Annotated in this window: 14 protein-coding genes; 12 read left to right on the forward strand and 2 right to left on the reverse strand. The window is 45.1% G+C overall.

From position 1 onward, the window contains the following. Positions 1-4 precede the first annotated feature (4 nt). The 4 genes from AC5O63_RS08585 to AC5O63_RS08600 all read left to right on the forward strand — a co-directional run bounded on the left by AC5O63_RS08585 (position 5) and on the right by AC5O63_RS08600 (position 4,647). Positions 5-1,120 carry an ABC transporter ATP-binding protein gene (locus tag AC5O63_RS08585; RefSeq protein ID WP_494504661.1) on the forward strand — a complete coding sequence of 372 codons (1,116 nt, stop codon included), beginning with the start codon at positions 5-7 and terminating at the stop codon, positions 1,118-1,120. Between the two features lie 416 nt (positions 1,121-1,536). After that, positions 1,537-2,532: a TRAP transporter substrate-binding protein gene (locus AC5O63_RS08590; RefSeq protein WP_004748532.1), complete on the forward strand. Its 996-nt coding sequence runs from the start codon at positions 1,537-1,539 to the stop codon at positions 2,530-2,532. A gap of 78 nt (positions 2,533-2,610) precedes the next feature. Further along, positions 2,611-3,282, forward strand: coding sequence for a TRAP transporter small permease (locus AC5O63_RS08595; RefSeq protein WP_004748534.1), 672 nt, complete (start codon positions 2,611-2,613; stop codon positions 3,280-3,282). Positions 3,283-3,285: 3 nt separating this feature from the next. Next, positions 3,286-4,647, forward strand: a complete 1,362-nt coding sequence (locus AC5O63_RS08600) for a TRAP transporter large permease (protein WP_171321070.1) — start codon at positions 3,286-3,288, stop codon at positions 4,645-4,647. Positions 4,648-4,815: 168 nt separating this feature from the next. Here the strand turns inward: AC5O63_RS08600 and AC5O63_RS08605 are convergent, their stop codons facing one another. Both AC5O63_RS08605 and AC5O63_RS08610 read right to left on the reverse strand, forming a co-directional pair. After that, positions 4,816-6,162: a sigma-54-dependent transcriptional regulator gene (locus AC5O63_RS08605; protein ID WP_367937602.1), complete on the reverse strand. Its 1,347-nt coding sequence runs from the start codon at positions 6,160-6,162 to the stop codon at positions 4,816-4,818. Between the two features lie 12 nt (positions 6,163-6,174). Continuing rightward, positions 6,175-7,953, reverse strand: a complete 1,779-nt coding sequence (locus tag AC5O63_RS08610; protein ID WP_494504662.1) for an ATP-binding protein — start codon at positions 7,951-7,953, stop codon at positions 6,175-6,177. Positions 7,954-8,467: 514 nt separating this feature from the next. On the opposite strand from AC5O63_RS08610, the gene tig reads away from it, so the two are divergent. The 8 genes from tig (at position 8,468) to cmk (ending at position 18,120) form a co-directional block, all read left to right on the forward strand. Next, complete coding sequence (gene tig, locus AC5O63_RS08615; protein ID WP_004748538.1) at positions 8,468-9,772, forward strand: trigger factor; 1,305 nt, start codon at positions 8,468-8,470, stop codon at positions 9,770-9,772. Between the two features lie 105 nt (positions 9,773-9,877). After that, on the forward strand, positions 9,878-10,504 hold the full coding sequence (gene clpP / locus AC5O63_RS08620; protein WP_004748540.1) for an ATP-dependent Clp endopeptidase proteolytic subunit ClpP: 627 nt from the start codon (positions 9,878-9,880) through the stop codon (positions 10,502-10,504). Between the two features lie 89 nt (positions 10,505-10,593). After that, entirely contained in the window at positions 10,594-11,877 is a 1,284-nt protein-coding gene (clpX, locus tag AC5O63_RS08625; protein WP_004748541.1) for an ATP-dependent protease ATP-binding subunit ClpX, read from the forward strand. A gap of 129 nt (positions 11,878-12,006) precedes the next feature. Beyond that, entirely contained in the window at positions 12,007-14,358 is a 2,352-nt protein-coding gene (lon, locus tag AC5O63_RS08630; RefSeq protein WP_486787586.1) for an endopeptidase La, read from the forward strand. Positions 14,359-14,551: 193 nt separating this feature from the next. After that, positions 14,552-14,824, forward strand: coding sequence for an HU family DNA-binding protein (locus AC5O63_RS08635; RefSeq protein WP_004414742.1), 273 nt, complete (start codon positions 14,552-14,554; stop codon positions 14,822-14,824). Positions 14,825-14,998: 174 nt separating this feature from the next. Beyond that, positions 14,999-16,858, forward strand: a complete 1,860-nt coding sequence (ppiD, locus tag AC5O63_RS08640) for a peptidylprolyl isomerase (protein WP_494504663.1) — start codon at positions 14,999-15,001, stop codon at positions 16,856-16,858. A gap of 135 nt (positions 16,859-16,993) precedes the next feature. Further along, positions 16,994-17,287: a ComEA family DNA-binding protein gene (locus AC5O63_RS08645; RefSeq protein ID WP_004748544.1), complete on the forward strand. Its 294-nt coding sequence runs from the start codon at positions 16,994-16,996 to the stop codon at positions 17,285-17,287. A 152-nt stretch (positions 17,288-17,439) separates the two neighbouring features. Beyond that, the gene (gene cmk / locus AC5O63_RS08650) at positions 17,440-18,120 is read left to right on the forward strand and encodes a (d)CMP kinase (RefSeq protein ID WP_494504664.1); all 681 of its coding nucleotides are present in this window, start codon (positions 17,440-17,442) and stop codon (positions 18,118-18,120) included. The last annotated feature ends 42 nt before the right edge of the window (positions 18,121-18,162 follow it).

The following is an 18,162-nucleotide window of genomic DNA, read 5'->3' on the forward strand; positions in this document are numbered from 1 at the left end:
TATCATGGCAACACTAGAACTTAAACAAATCCGTAAAACCTATCCAAAGGCGGACCAAGAGACGCTGAAAGGCATCGACATCAATATCGACTCAGGAGAGTTCCTGATCTTAGTTGGGCCGTCGGGCTGTGGTAAATCGACTTTGATGAATACCATTGCAGGGCTAGAGAACATCAGCTCAGGTGAAATTGTGATTGATGGCAATGACGTGTCTGAGGTTGAGCCGAAAGATCGTGATATCGCGATGGTATTCCAGTCTTATGCGCTTTATCCCAATATGACGGTGCGTGGCAATATCGAGTTTGGTCTTAAGATACGTAAAATGCCGAAGCCGGAGATTGATGCAGAAGTCGAGCGTGTTGCGGCAATGCTGCAAATTGATCACCTGCTAGATAGAAAACCTTCGCAGCTATCCGGTGGTCAGCGTCAACGTGTGGCGATGGGGCGCGCTCTAGCTCGTCGACCTAAGCTCTATTTGTTTGATGAGCCACTATCCAACCTTGATGCGAAACTGCGGGTTGAAATGCGCCATCAAATCAAACGTCTGCACCAGCAGCTCAACACCACCATTGTCTACGTGACTCACGATCAGATTGAAGCGATGACTTTGGCGGACAGAATCGCGGTAATGAAAGATGGTGAACTGCAACAACTGGGTACACCGCAAGAAATCTACAATAAGCCCAACAACATGTTTGTGGCTGGGTTTATGGGTTCTCCTTCGATGAACTTTATTAAGACCATGGTGGATCTCGATGGCGAAGACAAGCCGGTAATCAAAGTGAAAGGCAGTAACGGGCAAGAACACCATATTAATTTACCCGCTTCAATGCGAGAGCAAGATGGCAAAGAAGTGGTGATAGGTCTTCGCCCTGAGCACATTACTGACAGTGAAAACCAAGAATCTGATGCGACGACTCAGTTAGATTTAACCTTAGAGGTGCTTGAACCAACCGGCCCAGATACTATTGCGATGATCAAAGTGAACGAGCAGGAAGTAGCATGCCGTCTCTCCCCTGAGTTTGATGTAACAGCGGGGCAAGTTGCACCTTTACACTTTGATCTATCTAAAGCGGTATTCTTTGATGCGGCGACCGAGCAACGTATCGAATTTCACTAATGGGTGATTTAATTGATATGTTTATTAGTAACTTTGGGTGAAGTCGACTAAGCTTAGAAGCATGGCATGAAGTTAGTTTCATGCAGAGTGAGTCGAAGTGGGCAGTCATGTCTCCTTACTGCTCATCTCATCTCTAGTAACGAAAATGGCAGCTATGATAGCTGCCATTTGTTTTTCTATTTTTGCATGCTTGTTAAACATGTGTAAATTCACCCGTATTGAAATTTGTGATGGGTGGAATTCCCCCCATTTTAAAAATCTTAATGTGAGCTCGATAACGTCATCGATTTATCAATAATCTTAAGTGTTTGAAAAGTAAGAAATAACACTAATTGATTCAATTTGGCGCGGTTATTGCCCTTATTAATATATCAACTCCCAGTGATGGGGTTGTTCATTTAACAAGGAGAATAATAATGTTTAAGCCATTGACCCTACTATCTGCATCGATTCTTGCTGTGACCAGTTTTAACGCTGCGGCGAACTGTGATCCGGGCGAGACAGTGATTAAGTTCAGCCACGTAACGAATACAGATAAACACCCGAAAGGTATCGCGGCTTCATTACTGGAAAAACGTGTTAATGAAGAGATGAACGGAAAAGTGTGTATGCAGGTTTTCCCTAACTCGACTCTTTATGATGATAACAAGGTTCTTGAAGCACTGCTTAACGGTGACGTGCAACTTGCTGCCCCTTCTCTATCAAAGTTTGAAAAGTTCACGAAAAAGTACCGTATTTTCGACCTGCCATTCCTATTTGAAGACGTAGAAGCGGTTGACCGTTTCCAAAACTCTCAGGCTGGTGAAAAGCTGAAGAACGCAATGCGCCGCCGTGGTCTACAAGGTCTAGCGTTTTGGCACAATGGTATGAAGCAGATGTCAGCGAACAAGCCGCTTATCTCTCCTGATGACGCTAAAGGTCTTAAGTTCCGTGTTCAAGCCTCTGACGTACTGGTTGCTCAGTTTGAACAACTAGGTGCTAACCCACAGAAAATGTCGTTTAAAGAAGTGTACGGTGGCTTACAGACTAAAGTTATCGATGGTCAAGAGAACACTTGGTCAAACATCTACGGTAAGAAGTTCTTCGAGGTTCAGGACGGTATTACTGAAACGAACCACGGTATTCTCGATTACTTAGTCGTGACGTCTAAAGACTTCTGGAAAGGTCTACCGGATGACCAGCGTAAGCAGCTAAACAAGATCATCCAAGAAGTAACAGAAACACGTAACTCTGAGTCTTCACGAGTTAACCTAGCGAACAAAAACAACATCATCGAAGCCGGTGGCGAAGTCCGTACGCTAACACCAGAGCAACGTCAGCAGTGGGTTACTGCGCTTCAACCAGTTTGGAAGAAGTTTGAAAAAGACATCGGCTCTGACCTCATTGAAGCGGCTCTAGCTTCAAACAAATAATAACTAAAACCTAGAAAAACATTGGCCCTCTTGTCGGGAGGAGGGCCTTTCTTTACCTGCGATATAGTGAAGTAACTTATGGAACAGTCAATTTTTGCCAGAATTGGGAAGGTGACGGATGCAATTGAAGAGACATTGATTGCGTTCTTTTTAGGAGCAATGACCTTGCTCACGTTCGCCAACGTTGTATTTAGATATGTCTTTAACGACAACATTTTATGGGCACTGGAACTTACCGTGTTCATGTTTGCTTGGATGGTTCTTGTCGGCGCTTCGTACGGCGTTAAAAAGCATTTTCACATCGGTGTTGATGTGGTGATTAACCTTGCTCCAGAGCAACTACGTAAAATTTATGCCTTGATTGCGGCGGCATGTTGTTTGGCTTTCTCTATTCTGCTGTTGATTGGTTCTTGGAACTACTGGTATCCGTTTGCAACTGAGCGTGCTTGGTACGAAACAGACGATATTCCAATGCCTGAAATGCTGCAATTCCTTGCTGATTGGCTCAATGAAGGTGAGCGCTACGAAAAAATGCCGCGCTTTATTCCATATATGGCGCTACCAATTGGTATGGCGCTACTCACGTTCCGCTTTGCTCAAATTACGCTGCAAATTATCTCAGGTAAATTGGATCGCTTAATTGCTGGTCATGAAGCGGAAGAAGAGTTAGAAGCGCTAAAAGAAGAGCTCAAGGATGCTGGTGAAGCGATGGAGCCGAAGAACAACAATAATCAGAACAAGGAAAGCTAAACCATGGAAATCTTATTTTTATTCGTCATGGTGATTGGTTTTATGCTTGTTGGCGTGCCAATCGCAATTTCACTGGGTTTATCAAGTATTGTCTTTTTGATGATGCATTCAGATGCGTCGTTAGCTTCCGTGGCACAAACCCTATTTAACGCCTTTGCTGGGCATTACACCTTACTGGCAATCCCATTCTTCATTCTTGCTTCAAGCTTTATGTCTACCGGTGGGGTAGCAAAACGTATTATTCGTTTCGCTATCGCGATGGTAGGGTGGTTCCGTGGCGGCTTAGCCATGGCTTCAGTTGTGGCGTGTATGATGTTCGCCGCGCTGTCTGGTTCATCTCCTGCAACGGTAGTGGCAATTGGTAGTATCGTTATCGCTGGTATGATCAAAAACGGCTATTCAAAGGATTTTGCGGCTGGGGTTATCTGTAACGCAGGTACATTGGGTATCTTGATCCCGCCTTCAATCGTAATGGTTGTCTACGCAGCGGCGACGGATGTGTCTGTAGGGCGTATGTTCCTTGGTGGTGTGATTCCTGGTCTTCTTGCAGGTGTGATGTTGATGATTGCCATTTACATTGCAGCGCGGGTGAAGAATCTACCTAAGCAGCCATTCGTTGGTTGGGGAGAAATGTTTGCAGCGGCAAAAGATGCGAGCTGGGGTCTATTGCTGGTGGTTATCATCCTCGGTGGTATCTATGGCGGTATTTTTACCCCGACAGAAGCAGCAGCAGTAGCAGCAGTGTACTCTTTCCTTATCGCCAACTTTATCTACAAAGATATGGGGCCGTTTGCCGATAAGAAAAACACCAAACCTGCATTAGTGAAAATCTTCCAAGCGTTTGTCCATAAAGATACAAAGCATACCCTGTATGAAGCAGGTAAGCTGACCATCATGCTGCTGTTTATCATTGCTAACGCTCTGATTCTAAAGCACGTACTAACGGAAGAACGCATTCCACAAATGATCACCGAGTCTATGTTGTCGGCAGGTCTTGGCCCGATTACTTTCTTGATTGTGGTTAACGTTCTACTGTTGATTGGCGGTCAGTTCATGGAACCATCGGGTCTGTTGATTATCGTCGCACCGTTAGTGTTCCCAATTGCTATCGCGCTCGGTATTGACCCAATCCACCTAGGTATCATGATGGTGGTGAACATGGAGATAGGTATGATTACTCCTCCGGTCGGGCTCAACCTGTTTGTGACCGCTGGGGTAGCCAAGATGTCGATGATGCAAGTGGTTAAAGCCGCACTGCCTTGGGTCGCGGTGATGTTCCTGTTCCTCATTATCGTGACCTACGTGCCTTGGGTTTCGACCTGGCTGCCGACTACGCTGATGGGACCTGAGATCATAACCAAGTAACCAAATAAAGTGGTGAACATAAAAAGCCCCAGATAGGCAGTTATCTGGGGCTTTTGTTTTTAGGACATTTCTATTTATGGACAGTGGAGTTAACAAGACAACTCCATTCATCACTTCCGTTTGATGAGTCCAATATAGGCGGTCAAGTATGAACTAAAGGTGAATAGTTCATTCACCTTTGTAGTTACTCTTATCTAAGCCATATTTTTGCATTTTGTCGTATAAGGTTTTGCGGGCAAGTTGCAAATGATCCATCGTCTTCTTAATGCTGCCTTCATTCTGGTTGAGTGCTTGTTCAATCAAGCTTTTCTCAAATTCAGCAACTTGTTGGGCTAAGCCTAACTCTCGGTTACTATGCTCCGCGCCATCAGAACCAAACTGAGATAGCCTGCCAAGCAGGACAAATCGTTCAGCTGCGTTCCTTAGCTCACGTACGTTGCCCGGCCAGTCATGGCTCATGAGCTGATGAATTTGCTGAGATTCAATCGCTGGCGCTGACTTACCATAACGCGAAGCAGCAACCAGTAAGAAGTGGTGAAATAGAGTAGGGATATCCTCTTTACGTTGTCGCAAGGGTGGTAAATCTAGGGTGACAACATTGAGTCGATAGTAGAGGTCTTCACGAAATGTCCCTTGTTCGGCGGCTTGCTTTAAGTCGACCTTAGTGGCTGCGATAACGCGAATATCAATCGGAATAAGCTCATTGGAGCCAACTCTCTCTATAACGCGCTCTTGTAATACGCGTAACAAACGAATTTGCGCTTGCAGAGGCATAGACTCGATTTCGTCTAAGAATAGTGTTCCCCCTTGAGCATGCTCAAATTTACCTACGCGTTTAACATCAGCCCCTGTAAAGGCGCCTTTTTCGTGACCGTATAGTTCGCTCTCAATTAGATTTTCAGGCACCGCACCACAGTTGATGGCGACGAAGTTGTTATCTCTACGCGGGCTCTGCTCATGAATAGAGCGAGCGAAGAGTTCTTTACCGGTTCCCGTTTCTCCAAACAGCAGTATGTCTGCATTGGTGTCAGAGATATGAACTATGGTATCGCGCAGAGCTTGAATCGAGGGCGTATCACCAATAATCCTAGGACCAAGAGTTTGACTCGCTTTCAGGCTACGTTTGAGCTCTTGGTTCTCTATCGTTAAGTCACGTTTCTCCAATGCTCGGCGCGTTGTATCAATCAGGCGATCGATTGGAAATGGCTTCTCGATAAAGTCATAGGCTCCGTTTCTTAGGGCGTTTACTGCCATAGAAATATCGCCATGCCCGGTGATGAGGATCACCGGAATATCAGGGTCTTGGTGCAAAATACTCGATAGAATATTTTCGCCGGAAAGTCCGGGTAAACAGATATCCGTGATCACGACTTTTGGTAAACCATCTTGTTTAATCGCGAGCAGCGCTTCTTCGGCACTTGCAAAAAAGCGCGCTGGAATTTCTTCTAGTTCAAAACTCTGCTCTATCGCAAGGCGAATATCACTTTCGTCATCAATGAAGATTACATCGTACATCTGCATTCCTCGTTATTCTTTAATTGGCAGAGAGATAGCGAATCGCGCCCCGCCCATTGGGGACGTCGAAACCTGAAGTGTGCCACCCATAGCTTGGGTGATCTGCTGCGAAATCGACAGTCCAAGGCCCAATCCGTTTTTCTTGGTGGTATAAAAAGGCTCGAACAGTGACTGCTGCTTGTTACTGTCAATTCCCGGACCATTGTCATCGACAAATATACACAGCTCTTTGCCGCCTACTGAGGTTGAAATGGCGACCTGACGCTGTGTTTGATCTTCGACGGCTTGCATCGCATTGGTCATCAGATTGATAAGCACTTGCTCGAATTGAATGGGGTTCAGCTCCACTTCAGGTAAAGGTTGTTCGAGCTGAATCTCAAGCGCAACTTGTTTAGATTTAAACTGTGGTGCCAGTAACTCATTAGCGGCGATAATCAGTGGCACAACATCGAGCTGGCTGACCTCGTTACTGTCACTTTTACGTGCAAATGAACGTAGCTGATTGCTGATTTTTGCCATGCGGTCAGTCAAAGCTGAGATGCGCGACAAGTTATCATCAACGCGGTCATACTTATCTCTCTCTAAAAAGCGTCGGCCATTGTCAGCAAAGCTACGAATTGCCGCGAGTGGATTGTTTAGCTCATGGCTAATGCTAGCTGACATCTGACCGAGTACGGCGAGTTTAGCCGCTTGAATTAGCTCATCCTGGGTTTGGCGTAGAGCGTACTCTGTTTTGCTGCGCTCATGGATCTCTGCTTGCAGTTCTGAAGTCCTCTCCATGACCAAGAATTCCAATTTTTGCTTTGCTTCTGACTGCAACTGCTCGAACTGGCGTTTCTTCAGGTGACGTTGATAAGTGAGCTGTAGTGAAAGATAAGCGATGACAAACAACAGGGTCACTACCAAAGAGAAACTCAGTGTAGACCAGAGCAAAGTCGCTTTTGGAGTGAGTACGCGCAACGTCAGGTCGTGCTTGGTGAGTGGGCGTGATGAAACTAAATATGAGTTCTCGAAACCAGAAGCAAGTGGGTTGCTAAGCTCGGTATGAGGCAAATCCAACTCGCCATCTAGGCCAAAAGAGCGTATGGGTGAATCTAAATATTGGCGACTGTTAAGAATGGTTTGCCTTTGCGCCTCTGATAATGTTGTTAGACTTTTAAATAGCCAATCATCATTGCTCGACATGAAAATTACGTTGTAGCTGTCAGTGGCAACAAAGGTGTTGGTTCTGTTTTGCCAGTTCGCTTCGATAGAGGTGAGATCCATTTTGATAACGATAACGCCAATGATCTCCGCCGCATAAGTCACCGGGTAAGAAAAGTAATACCCTCTCTGTTTCGAACTGGAGCCTAAGGCAAAATATTGGCTTGGCTTACCTTGAATCGCATTGGAAAAATAGGGGCGCCAAGCATAGTTACGGCCAAGAAACGAACGCTCAAGATTCCAGTTGCTTGAAGCGATGGTATTACCGAACTCGTCTAACAAGTATGCGTCTGTCGACTGAATGGTTTCGTTTACTTGCTCAAGGTAGCGATTGGTAAGCTCTATTTGAGCGCTATTGTGTGGGTGTTGCAGCGCTGCGATCAGCTCTTTATCTTTGGCAATCAGCTGAGGCAAGTGCGCGTACTTATCGAGCTTACTCGAAATAAATTCTGCAAAACGTTCAAGCTGCTCTTTGTGTATTGAAAATTGGCGGCTTTCGCTTGAATTCCATATCCAGCTCGAACCGACAAGAACGGTGAACAGGTAGAGTATGAGCAGATAAAACTTGCTGCGCCTGAACGTTAACATCACTTTTCCTGTGAAACTTCCTTAAACATCCATAGCGTAAAGGTTTTTGTTACAAATGTGTGTACTCTGCGCGGTAAACTGAGGGATAAAACCGGACTTAGATCTTGTTTTGATCTTTAAATGAAAAAAAACATTAGTTTCTCTTGAAAAAGGCATTAATGTCCCCATTTCTGGAAACAAAGACTGCTTTATTGATGTTTTTTTTAGCAGTTAAGTGAGTTTTTAGGGTAATCCCGCAGTGATCGTGGGGATCGGCTCGACAGCTACCGATCTGCTCGGTAGAATGCTGCGTCTAAATTTTTATCCTGAGGCTAATCGGAGATACCTTTACCGGACTAGATTCTAAACAACTAGCTCGAAAGGATATCGCTAATTAGTCCGATAATTGAATTGCTCGGTTATCGATACTCGATTTACAAGAGTACTCATAGAGTACAAACAAGGATGGGTCCTTTTCCTGTTGATTAGGGCACATACGCTCAGTTATCTGAGCCAGTTTTGAGGTTAATGAATAATGCAAGTTACTGTTGAAACGCTAGAGGGCCTAGAGCGCCGTCTAAACATTACTGTTCCTGCTGCAAACATCGAAGATGCTGTAACAGCTGAACTACGCAACATCGCAAAAAACCGTCGTTTCGATGGTTTCCGTAAAGGCAAAGTGCCTCTAAAAATGGTTGCGAAGATGTACGGCAAAGCAGTACGTCAAGACGTAATGGGTGAAGTAATGCAACGTCACTTCATCGAAGCGATCGTTAAAGAGAAAATCAACCCAGCAGGCGCACCAACTTTCGCTCCAGTTGAGACTAAAGAAGGTGAAGACCTAGTATTCAACGCGACTTTTGAAGTTTACCCAGAAGTTGAGCTAAAAGGCCTAGAGAACATCACTGTTGAAAAACCAACAACTGAAGTTCAAGACGCTGATGTTGAAGAGATGATCGAAACTCTACGTAAGCAACAAGCTGGTTGGGTTGAAGTAGAAGAAGCGGCTGAAGAAGGCAAGCGCGCTACTATCGATTTCGTTGGTTCTATCGACGGCGAAGAGTTCGAAGGCGGTAAAGCTGAGAACTTCCCTCTAGAAATGGGCGCAGGTCGTATGATCCCTGGTTTTGAAGACGGTATCGCAGGCAAAACTGCTGGTATGGAATTCGAAATCGACGTAACTTTCCCAGAAGATTACCACGCAGAGAACCTAAAAGGTAAAGCTGCGAAATTCTCTATCAAAGTAAACAAAGTTGAAGCGCGTGAGCTTCCAGAACTAAACGACGAGTTCGTTTCTAAGTTCGGTGTTGCTGAAGGTGGCGTTGACGCTCTTAAAGCTGAAGTTCGTAAGAACATGGAGCGTGAGCTTAAGCAAGCTGTTAAGAACCGTATCAAAGAGCAAGCGCTTGACGGTCTAGTTAAAGAAAACGAAATCGACGTACCTGCTGCACTAATCGATCAAGAAATCGGTACTCTACGTCAGCAAGCTGCACAACGTTTCGGTGGCAACCCAGAAGCAGCTGAGCAGCTTCCACGTGAGCTTTTCGAAGAGCAAGCTAAGCGTCGCGTAGTTGTAGGTCTTCTACTAGGTGAAGTAATCAAGTCTGAAGAGCTAAAAGCTGACGATGAGAAAGTGAAAGCACTTATCGAAGAAATGGCTACTGCATACGAAGATCCAACAGAAGTTGTTGCTTACTACGAGCAAAACGAGCAGATGATGAACAACATGCGCAACGTTGCTCTAGAAGAGCAAGCTATTGATGCAATCATCGCTAAAGCTCAGGTTTCTGAAACAGAAGTTAGCTTCAACGAGCTAATGAACCAGCAGCCAGCAGCGTAATAAGCAATAAAGTGCTTACAAGGTTGACTTAGCGTTAACTATTCTGCTAACAATGGTCCGTATGATAAGTATCATCCGGGCCATTTATTTTAGGGACATAAGAATATGAGCTACCAAGAAAAAAATGCAATGTCGCCAATCCTAAACGCGCTAGTACCAATGGTGGTTGAACAAACTTCCCGAGGTGAGCGCTCTTACGATATTTACTCTCGTTTGCTTAAGGAACGTATCATCTTTCTGACAGGCCAAGTGGAAGACCAAATGGCTAACCTAGTTGTTGCTCAGCTGCTATTCCTAGAGTCAGAAAACCCTGATAAAGATATCTTCCTCTACATCAACTCACCGGGCGGTAGCGTGACTGCAGGTATGTCTATTTATGACACAATGCAGTACATCAAACCAAACGTAAGCACAGTATGTATGGGACAAGCTTGCTCTATGGGTGCATTCCTCCTTGCTGGTGGTGCTCCTGGTAAGCGTCATGTATTGCCAAACTCTCGTGTGATGATTCACCAACCGTTAGGTGGCTTCCAAGGTCAAGCGTCGGATATTCAGATCCATGCTCAAGAAATTCTGACTATTAAACAGAAGCTAAACAAGTTGCTTGCAGAGCACACAGGTCAGCCTCTAGAAGTGATCGAGCGTGATACAGATCGCGACAACTTTATGTCGTCAGATCAAGCGGTAGAGTACGGTTTGGTTGACTCAGTTTTGACTCATCACAAAGAGTAATACCATTTCGCCAAAAGATGCAGGCGAAATTTGGTCAAAATTGATATAAACTCAAAGCAAGACAGTGAAAGCTAATAAGAGGTTAGCGAATGACAGATAAAAGCAAAGAGAGCGGTAGTAGTAAGCTTCTTTACTGCTCTTTCTGCGGCAAGAGCCAGCACGAAGTTCGCAAGTTAATCGCTGGTCCGTCAGTCTACATTTGTGATGAATGTGTCGATCTATGTAACGACATCATCCGCGAAGAAATCAAAGATGTTCTACCGAAAAAACAATCTGAAGCACTACCTGTGCCAAGAGAGATTCGTGAACACCTTGACGACTATGTGATTGGCCAAGATTACGCTAAGAAAGTGTTAGCAGTAGCCGTTTATAACCACTATAAGCGTTTACGTAATGGGGACACCACCAGTGAAGGTGTTGAGCTTGGTAAGAGTAACATTCTACTCATTGGTCCTACTGGTAGTGGTAAAACGCTATTAGCAGAGACACTAGCTCGCTTCCTAGACGTTCCATTTACAATGGCTGATGCGACAACGCTAACTGAAGCGGGTTACGTGGGTGAAGACGTTGAAAACATCATTCAAAAGCTTCTTCAGAAATGTGACTACGACGTAGCGAAAGCAGAGCGCGGCATCGTATACATCGATGAAATCGATAAGATTTCTCGTAAAGCTGAGAACCCATCTATTACACGCGATGTGTCAGGTGAAGGCGTTCAGCAAGCGTTGCTGAAATTGATTGAAGGTACGGTTGCTTCAGTACCGCCGCAAGGTGGTCGTAAGCATCCACAGCAAGAATTCCTACAAGTAGATACTTCTAAGATTCTATTTATTTGTGGTGGTGCATTTGCTGGCCTAGATAAAGTGATTGAACAACGTGTTGCGACAGGCACGGGTATCGGCTTTGGTGCAGATATTCGCTCTAAAGACGAAACACGCACTATCGGTGAATTGTTCTCTCAAGTTGAGCCAGAAGATCTTGTTAAGTACGGTCTGATTCCTGAGTTCATTGGTCGTCTACCAGTTACAACGACGCTAACTGAACTTGATGAAGACGCACTGATTCAAATCTTATGTGAGCCTAAGAACGCGCTAACTAAGCAGTATGCAGCGTTGTTTGAGCTTGAAGATTCTGAGCTAGAGTTCCGTGAAGATGCACTACGCGCAATTGCTAAGAAAGCGATGGAGCGTAAAACAGGTGCTCGTGGTCTACGCTCAATTCTTGAAGGCGTTCTACTTGAAACCATGTATGAACTGCCATCAATGGATGACGTAAGCAAGGTTGTCATCGACGAGTCAGTAATTAAGGGTGAATCTGATCCACTGCTTATTTACAGCAACTCTGACAACCAAGCAGCAGGTGCAGAATCATAATCTGATTCACATAAATTAATGTACGTAGAAAGGGGGTAATCAATTACTCCCTTTTTTTTATTCTTTCATTGAATCCAACCAATTAGCCCCCATATACTGCTCATAGGACAAAGCGGAAGAGAGAATAATATGAACTTGGAACGTTCCGAACGTATCGAGATCCCCGTACTACCTCTACGAGATGTAGTCGTTTACCCGCATATGGTTATTCCATTGTTTGTTGGACGTGAAAAATCTATTGCTTGCCTAGAAGCGGCAATGGACAACAACAAGCAAGTATTGTTGGTAGCCCAAAAAGAAGCGGATACTGATGAGCCAACTCAAGCGGACTTATTTGAAGTTGGTACCGTAGCGACAATCCTGCAACTACTGAAACTTCCTGACGGCACAGTTAAAGTGCTGGTAGAAGGTCAGCAGCGCGCGAAAATTAACCATTTTATTGAAAACGAATTTTTCTTTGCTGATGCAGAGTATCTAACCACTTCTGAGTTAGATGAGCGTGAGCAAGAAGTTATCGTGCGCAGCGCTATCAACCAATTTGAAGGCTTCATCAAGCTAAACAAGAAGATTCCGCCAGAAGTTCTGACTTCGCTAAACGGAATTGATGAAGCTGCTCGTCTCGCGGATACCATTGCCGCGCATATGCCGCTTAAACTGGCAGAAAAGCAGAATGTGCTTGAGATTCTAGACGTGACAGAGCGTCTTGAGTTCCTAATGGGACAGATGGAATCTGAAATTGACTTGCTTCAAGTTGAAAAGCGTATCCGCACTCGCGTGAAAAAGCAGATGGAAAAATCCCAGCGCGAGTACTATCTGAATGAGCAAATGAAGGCGATTCAGAAAGAGCTGGGTGAAAGCGAAGATGGCGTCGATGAGTTCGAAACTCTGAAGCAGAAGATCCTCGATTCTAAGATGCCTCAAGAAGCGCGTGAGAAGACAGAGCAAGAGCTGCAAAAGCTGAAAATGATGTCTCCTATGTCGGCAGAAGCGACGGTTGTACGTGGCTATATCGACTGGATGCTTGGTGTGCCTTGGGCTAAACGCTCTAAAGTTAAGAAAAATCTAGCCAAAGCGGAAGAGGTGCTTAACGAAGACCATTACGGCCTAGAGCGTGTTAAGGAACGTATCCTTGAGTACTTAGCGGTTCAAAACCGTATCAACAAGCTGAAAGGTCCTATCCTATGTCTTGTTGGTCCTCCTGGTGTTGGTAAAACCTCTCTGGGTCGCTCTATTGCGGCAGCGACAGGTCGTCAATACACGCGTATGGCACTGGGTGGCGTACGTGATGAAGCGGAAATCCGAGGCCACCGCCGTACTTACATTGGTTCAATGCCAGGTAAGCTGATCCAGAAAATGTCGAAAGTTGGTGTGAAAAACCCGCTATTCCTACTGGATGAAATCGATAAGATGTCTTCAGATATGCGTGGAGACCCATCGTCAGCATTACTGGAAGTGCTTGATCCAGAGCAGAACAACGCGTTTAACGATCACTACCTAGAAGTGGATTACGATCTGTCTGACGTTATGTTTGTCGCGACGTCGAACTCAATGAACATCCCTGGCCCACTATTAGACCGAATGGAAGTGATTCGTCTATCTGGTTATACAGAAGATGAAAAGCTGAATATCGCTAAGCGTCACTTAGTTGAGAAGCAAATTAAGCGCAACGGTCTTAAGGTTGGCGAGATAGAGATCGAAGATTCAGCAATTATCGGCATTATCCGTTACTATACGCGCGAAGCGGGTGTACGTAGCCTAGAGCGTGAGATTTCTAAGATCTGTCGTAAAGCAGTGAAGAACATCCTGTTGGATAAAGACCTGAAGAGCGTGACTGTGACGATGGACAACCTGAAAGAATACTTAGGTGTGCAGCGTTTTGATTACGGCAAAGCTGACGACAGCAACCGCATTGGTCAAGTTACAGGTCTTGCTTGGACGGAAGTAGGCGGTGACCTATTGACGATTGAAACTGAAGCCATGCCGGGTAAAGGTAAGCTAACGCAAACCGGTTCTCTAGGCGATGTGATGCAAGAGTCGATTCAAGCGGCAATGACAGTGGTCCGTTCGCGCGCCGAGAAACTAGGCATTAACTCAGATTTCTATGAAAAACGCGATATTCACGTCCACGTGCCTGAGGGTGCAACGCCAAAAGATGGTCCAAGTGCAGGTATTGCGATGTGTACTGCTCTTGTTTCAAGCTTAACGGGTAACCCTGTAAAAGCCGAAGTGGCGATGACGGGTGAAATTACCCTGCGTGGTGAAGTTCTTCCGATCGGTGGCTTGAAAGAAAAACTGCTCGCAGCACACCGTGGTGGCATCAAAACGGTACTGATTCCGAAAGACAATGAACGTGATCTAGAAGAGATTCCGGATAATGTTATTGCAGATCTGAAGGTTATTCCGGTGCAATGGATCGATGAAGTATTGAAAGTTGCATTAGAAAAAGAGCCGTCAGGTGTCGAGTTTGCAGCCGTAAAATAGTGATGTGCAGCAAAAATAAGTAAAAGATTACGCTGATAAGCATAAAAAGGCTTGTCAGCGTTTTTTTTGGGCGCTAACTTTAGCGACTATAGCTTCAAGCCTTGTAATATAAGGGTTTGTCGCTAATTTGAAATGAAATGGAACGTAAAGCTACCGACAAAAATAAAATCAGGTGGCACAAAGGGGAATCACAGTGAATAAAACACAATTAGTAGAAAAAATCGCAGAAAATGCAGATCTATCAAAAGCGTCTGCTGGTCGTGCTCTAGACGCATTCATCGAAGCAGTAGGTGACACTCTACAGTCTGGTGACCAAGTTGCTCTAGTTGGCTTTGGTACATTCAGCGTACGTACTCGTGCAGCGCGCACAGGTCGTAACCCTAAGACTGGTGAAGAGATCCAAATCGCAGAAGCTAAAGTTCCTGCGTTCAAAGCTGGTAAAGCTCTGAAAGACTCTTGTAACTAATCAAAAAATCGCCAGTTAGGCGGATTTTTTCGAACCTTTTTAAATTATGCGCATCATACTGATGCGCATTTCTTTTTCTGGTATTATCGCGCTATTCAATTTTTATTTTAATGAAGTGTATCGTGCACAGCTGTAGGGCTTAAGTACGGTGCATAAGCGGAGAGTAGTTTAAGTATGATGGACCGATTACGCGAAGGCGTTAACAGCATCGCGGTTAAAATTATCCTAGGACTTATCATCCTATCTTTCGTATTTGCAGGTGTGGGCAGCTACATTGTGGGCGGTTCAAACAACTCAGCAGCGAAAGTAGGCAATGTGGAAATTGGTCGTGGTGAGTTTGAACAAGCTTACCAAAACGAACGTAATCGTATGCAAGCGCAATTGGGCGATTACTTCTCGAACCTACTGGCTGACCCAAGCTATGTAGAGTCTTTCCGTAAATCTGTTCTTGACCGCATGGTGAATGACTTACTTCTAGAACAACACGCAGAATCTTTAGGTCTACGTGTAAGTGATACGCAAGTACGTACGCTGATTCTAGAAATGCCTCAGTTCCAAGTTGACGGTAAGTTTGACCAAGACATCTATCAAACCGCTCTTCGTCGTGCAGGCTTTTCGGCAGAGAGTTTTGCTGAGTACCTACGTCGTGACCTAGTTCGAAATCAGCTATTGACAGCAATTCAAGGCAGTGACTTTTCTCTACCGGGTGAAGTTGAAGCGCAAAGCAAGCTTCTGACTCAAACTCGCGATATCAAAAAAGTAACGCTATCTCTCGCGGATTTTGCAGCGAAAGCAGAGCTGTCTGAAGAAGAGATTAACGACTACTACAAACAAAACCCTGAGCGTTATACGCGTCCAGAACAAGTGAAAGTAGCCTACATTGAGTTGTCAGCTCAGCAGCTTAAAGATTCGATTGAAATCTCAGATGAGCAAGCTAAGCAATACTACCAAGAGCATCTAGATAAGTACTCTTCGGAAGAGCAACGTCGTGTAAGCCATATCCTAGTTGAAGGTAATGATGAAGCGAAAGCTCAAGCAATTCTTGATGAGCTTAATACTGGTGCTGACTTCGCTACGCTAGCGGAAGAGAAATCGGATGACTTTGGTAGTGCCTCTGAAGGTGGTTCTTTAGGTTGGATTGAACGTGACGTGATGGACCCAACATTTGAAGAAGCGGCGTTTGCTTTAACTAAAGTGGGTGAAACAACAGGTTTAGTTAAGTCTGAGTTCGGTTACCACATTATCAAGCTTGATGAGCTAAAAGATTCTGTAGCTAAGCCATATCAAGAAGTTGCTGCGGAAATTAAGCAAGAGCTTAAAGATCAGCAAGCGATCGATCAGTACTACGAGCTGCAAAGCGAGCTAGAGAAAGTGGCGTTTGAATACCCAGATTCGCTGGATGATGCAGCTAAAGCTATCAGCGCGAAGATTCAAACTACTGACTTTATCTCAGAGCGTGATGCTCCGGAACTGCTGAAAACGCCTGCTGTATTGCAAGCGATTGTTAGCCCTGAAGTGAAAGAAGACGGCCTAAACTCAGAAGCGATTGAAGTGGCTCCTGAGCATATCGTGGTAGTTCGTGTTGAAGATAGCCGCGATGAAACAGTACTTCCTTTAGCAGATGTTCGTAGTGATGTGGTTAAAGCACTGGCGAATGTTAAGGGCGAGCAGACGGCTATTGAACTAGCAAAAAATCTGGTTGAAGAATTAAAGCAAGGTAAGCAAGAGCTACTTAGTGAAAATGGTTTGGCTTTTGATGAAGTAGAAACACTTGACCGCAGCTCACCACTTGCTGATGTTGTGTTCTCGATGACAAAACCAGAAGAAGGCAAAGTTGGCTTTGCTCAAGCGAAAGATCTGAATGGTGATATCGTTGTGGTTGAACTGACAAAAGTTGCGTCGGATTTTGACCCTCAATACAACCAGCAAATCGGCTCTCAATTGACGCAGGTTAATGCTCAACAAGACCTATCTGGCCTAATCAATATCTTGCGTAAAACAATTGATATCGAGTACTACGTTGTGACTCAATAAGCACAGTTTGTGTAATTGATACATATCTTAAAACGGACTGCTCCTGCAGTCCGTTTTGTTTTTAGTGGTCTCTGATAGGCAGGTTGGCGTTTAAACGTATGCTGAGCAAATCCCCCAATAAACAAGGAAGCCAATATGCTAAAACAGATCATTCTCATTGCGGCACTGATATGTGCTGCGCCTTTCTCTATTGCCAACGATGTTAAATCTGATCCCAAGTATGACGGCATTGAAATTACGGTGAACATAAACACCGCTAGTGCGCAGGAGTTGGCAGATTTACTCAATGGAATTGGCATAAAGAAAGCTCAAGCGATCGTCGAGCATCGAAAGCAACATGGTGAGTTTGCCAGTGCAGAGTCTTTAACCGAAGTGAAAGGAATTGGCGCTGCAATTGTTGCCAAAAATCAATCTCGGATCCAACTGTAATTTGCTATTTAGTTACGATAGAGCGCATCAGCGCTCTTTTTTCCAATTACTGTCATTCCCGCCTAGAACCAAATAGCGTTTCCCTCTATAATTTGTCGCCGAATTAAGGTCTACGCTTTGAGCGTTGATCTGCAACCAACACGGAGTAAAACATGTCGTCTCATACACCGGTTGTGACCGTTGATGGACCGAGTGGTGCGGGTAAAGGCACTCTTTGTATGATTTTAGCGAACAAGCTAGGCTTCCACCTATTAGACTCTGGCGCGATCTATCGCGTACTTGCACTTGCTGCAATCCACCATGGCGTGGACTTAGAGTCTGAAGATGCACTTGTTCCGCTCGCCACTCACCTTGATGTTCAATTTGTCGCTGAAGGTGACCTAGTTAAAGTGATCCTTGAAGGCGAAGACGTCTCCGGAGAGCTACGCAAAGAAGAAACGGGTATGGCAGCATCAAAAGTTGCAGCACTACCGCGAGTGCGTGAGGCTTTGTTGCGTCGCCAACGAGCATTTGCCGAAGGGCAGGGCTTGATTGCTGACGGTCGTGACATGGGCACGGTTGTTTTCCCTGAGGCTGAAGCGAAAATTTTCTTAGACGCAAGCGCTGAAGAACGCGCTCAGCGCCGCCTTAAACAGTTGCAAGGCAAAGGGTTAGATGTTAGATTTGACGACCTTTTGCGCGAGATCCAAGAGCGTGACGACCGAGATCGTAACCGCCCAGTGGCTCCATTACGCCCTGCTGAGGATGCGCTTTTGCTAGATTCTACTACGATGAGTATCGACGAAGTGGTAGAAAAAGCACTACAATATATCGAATCGAAGCTAGTCGCTTAGGCGGCTAGGTAAGAGCGTTGGTCGCAAGGATGATGACTGGCG

This window comes from Vibrio sp. SCP2, from assembly GCF_059295395.1.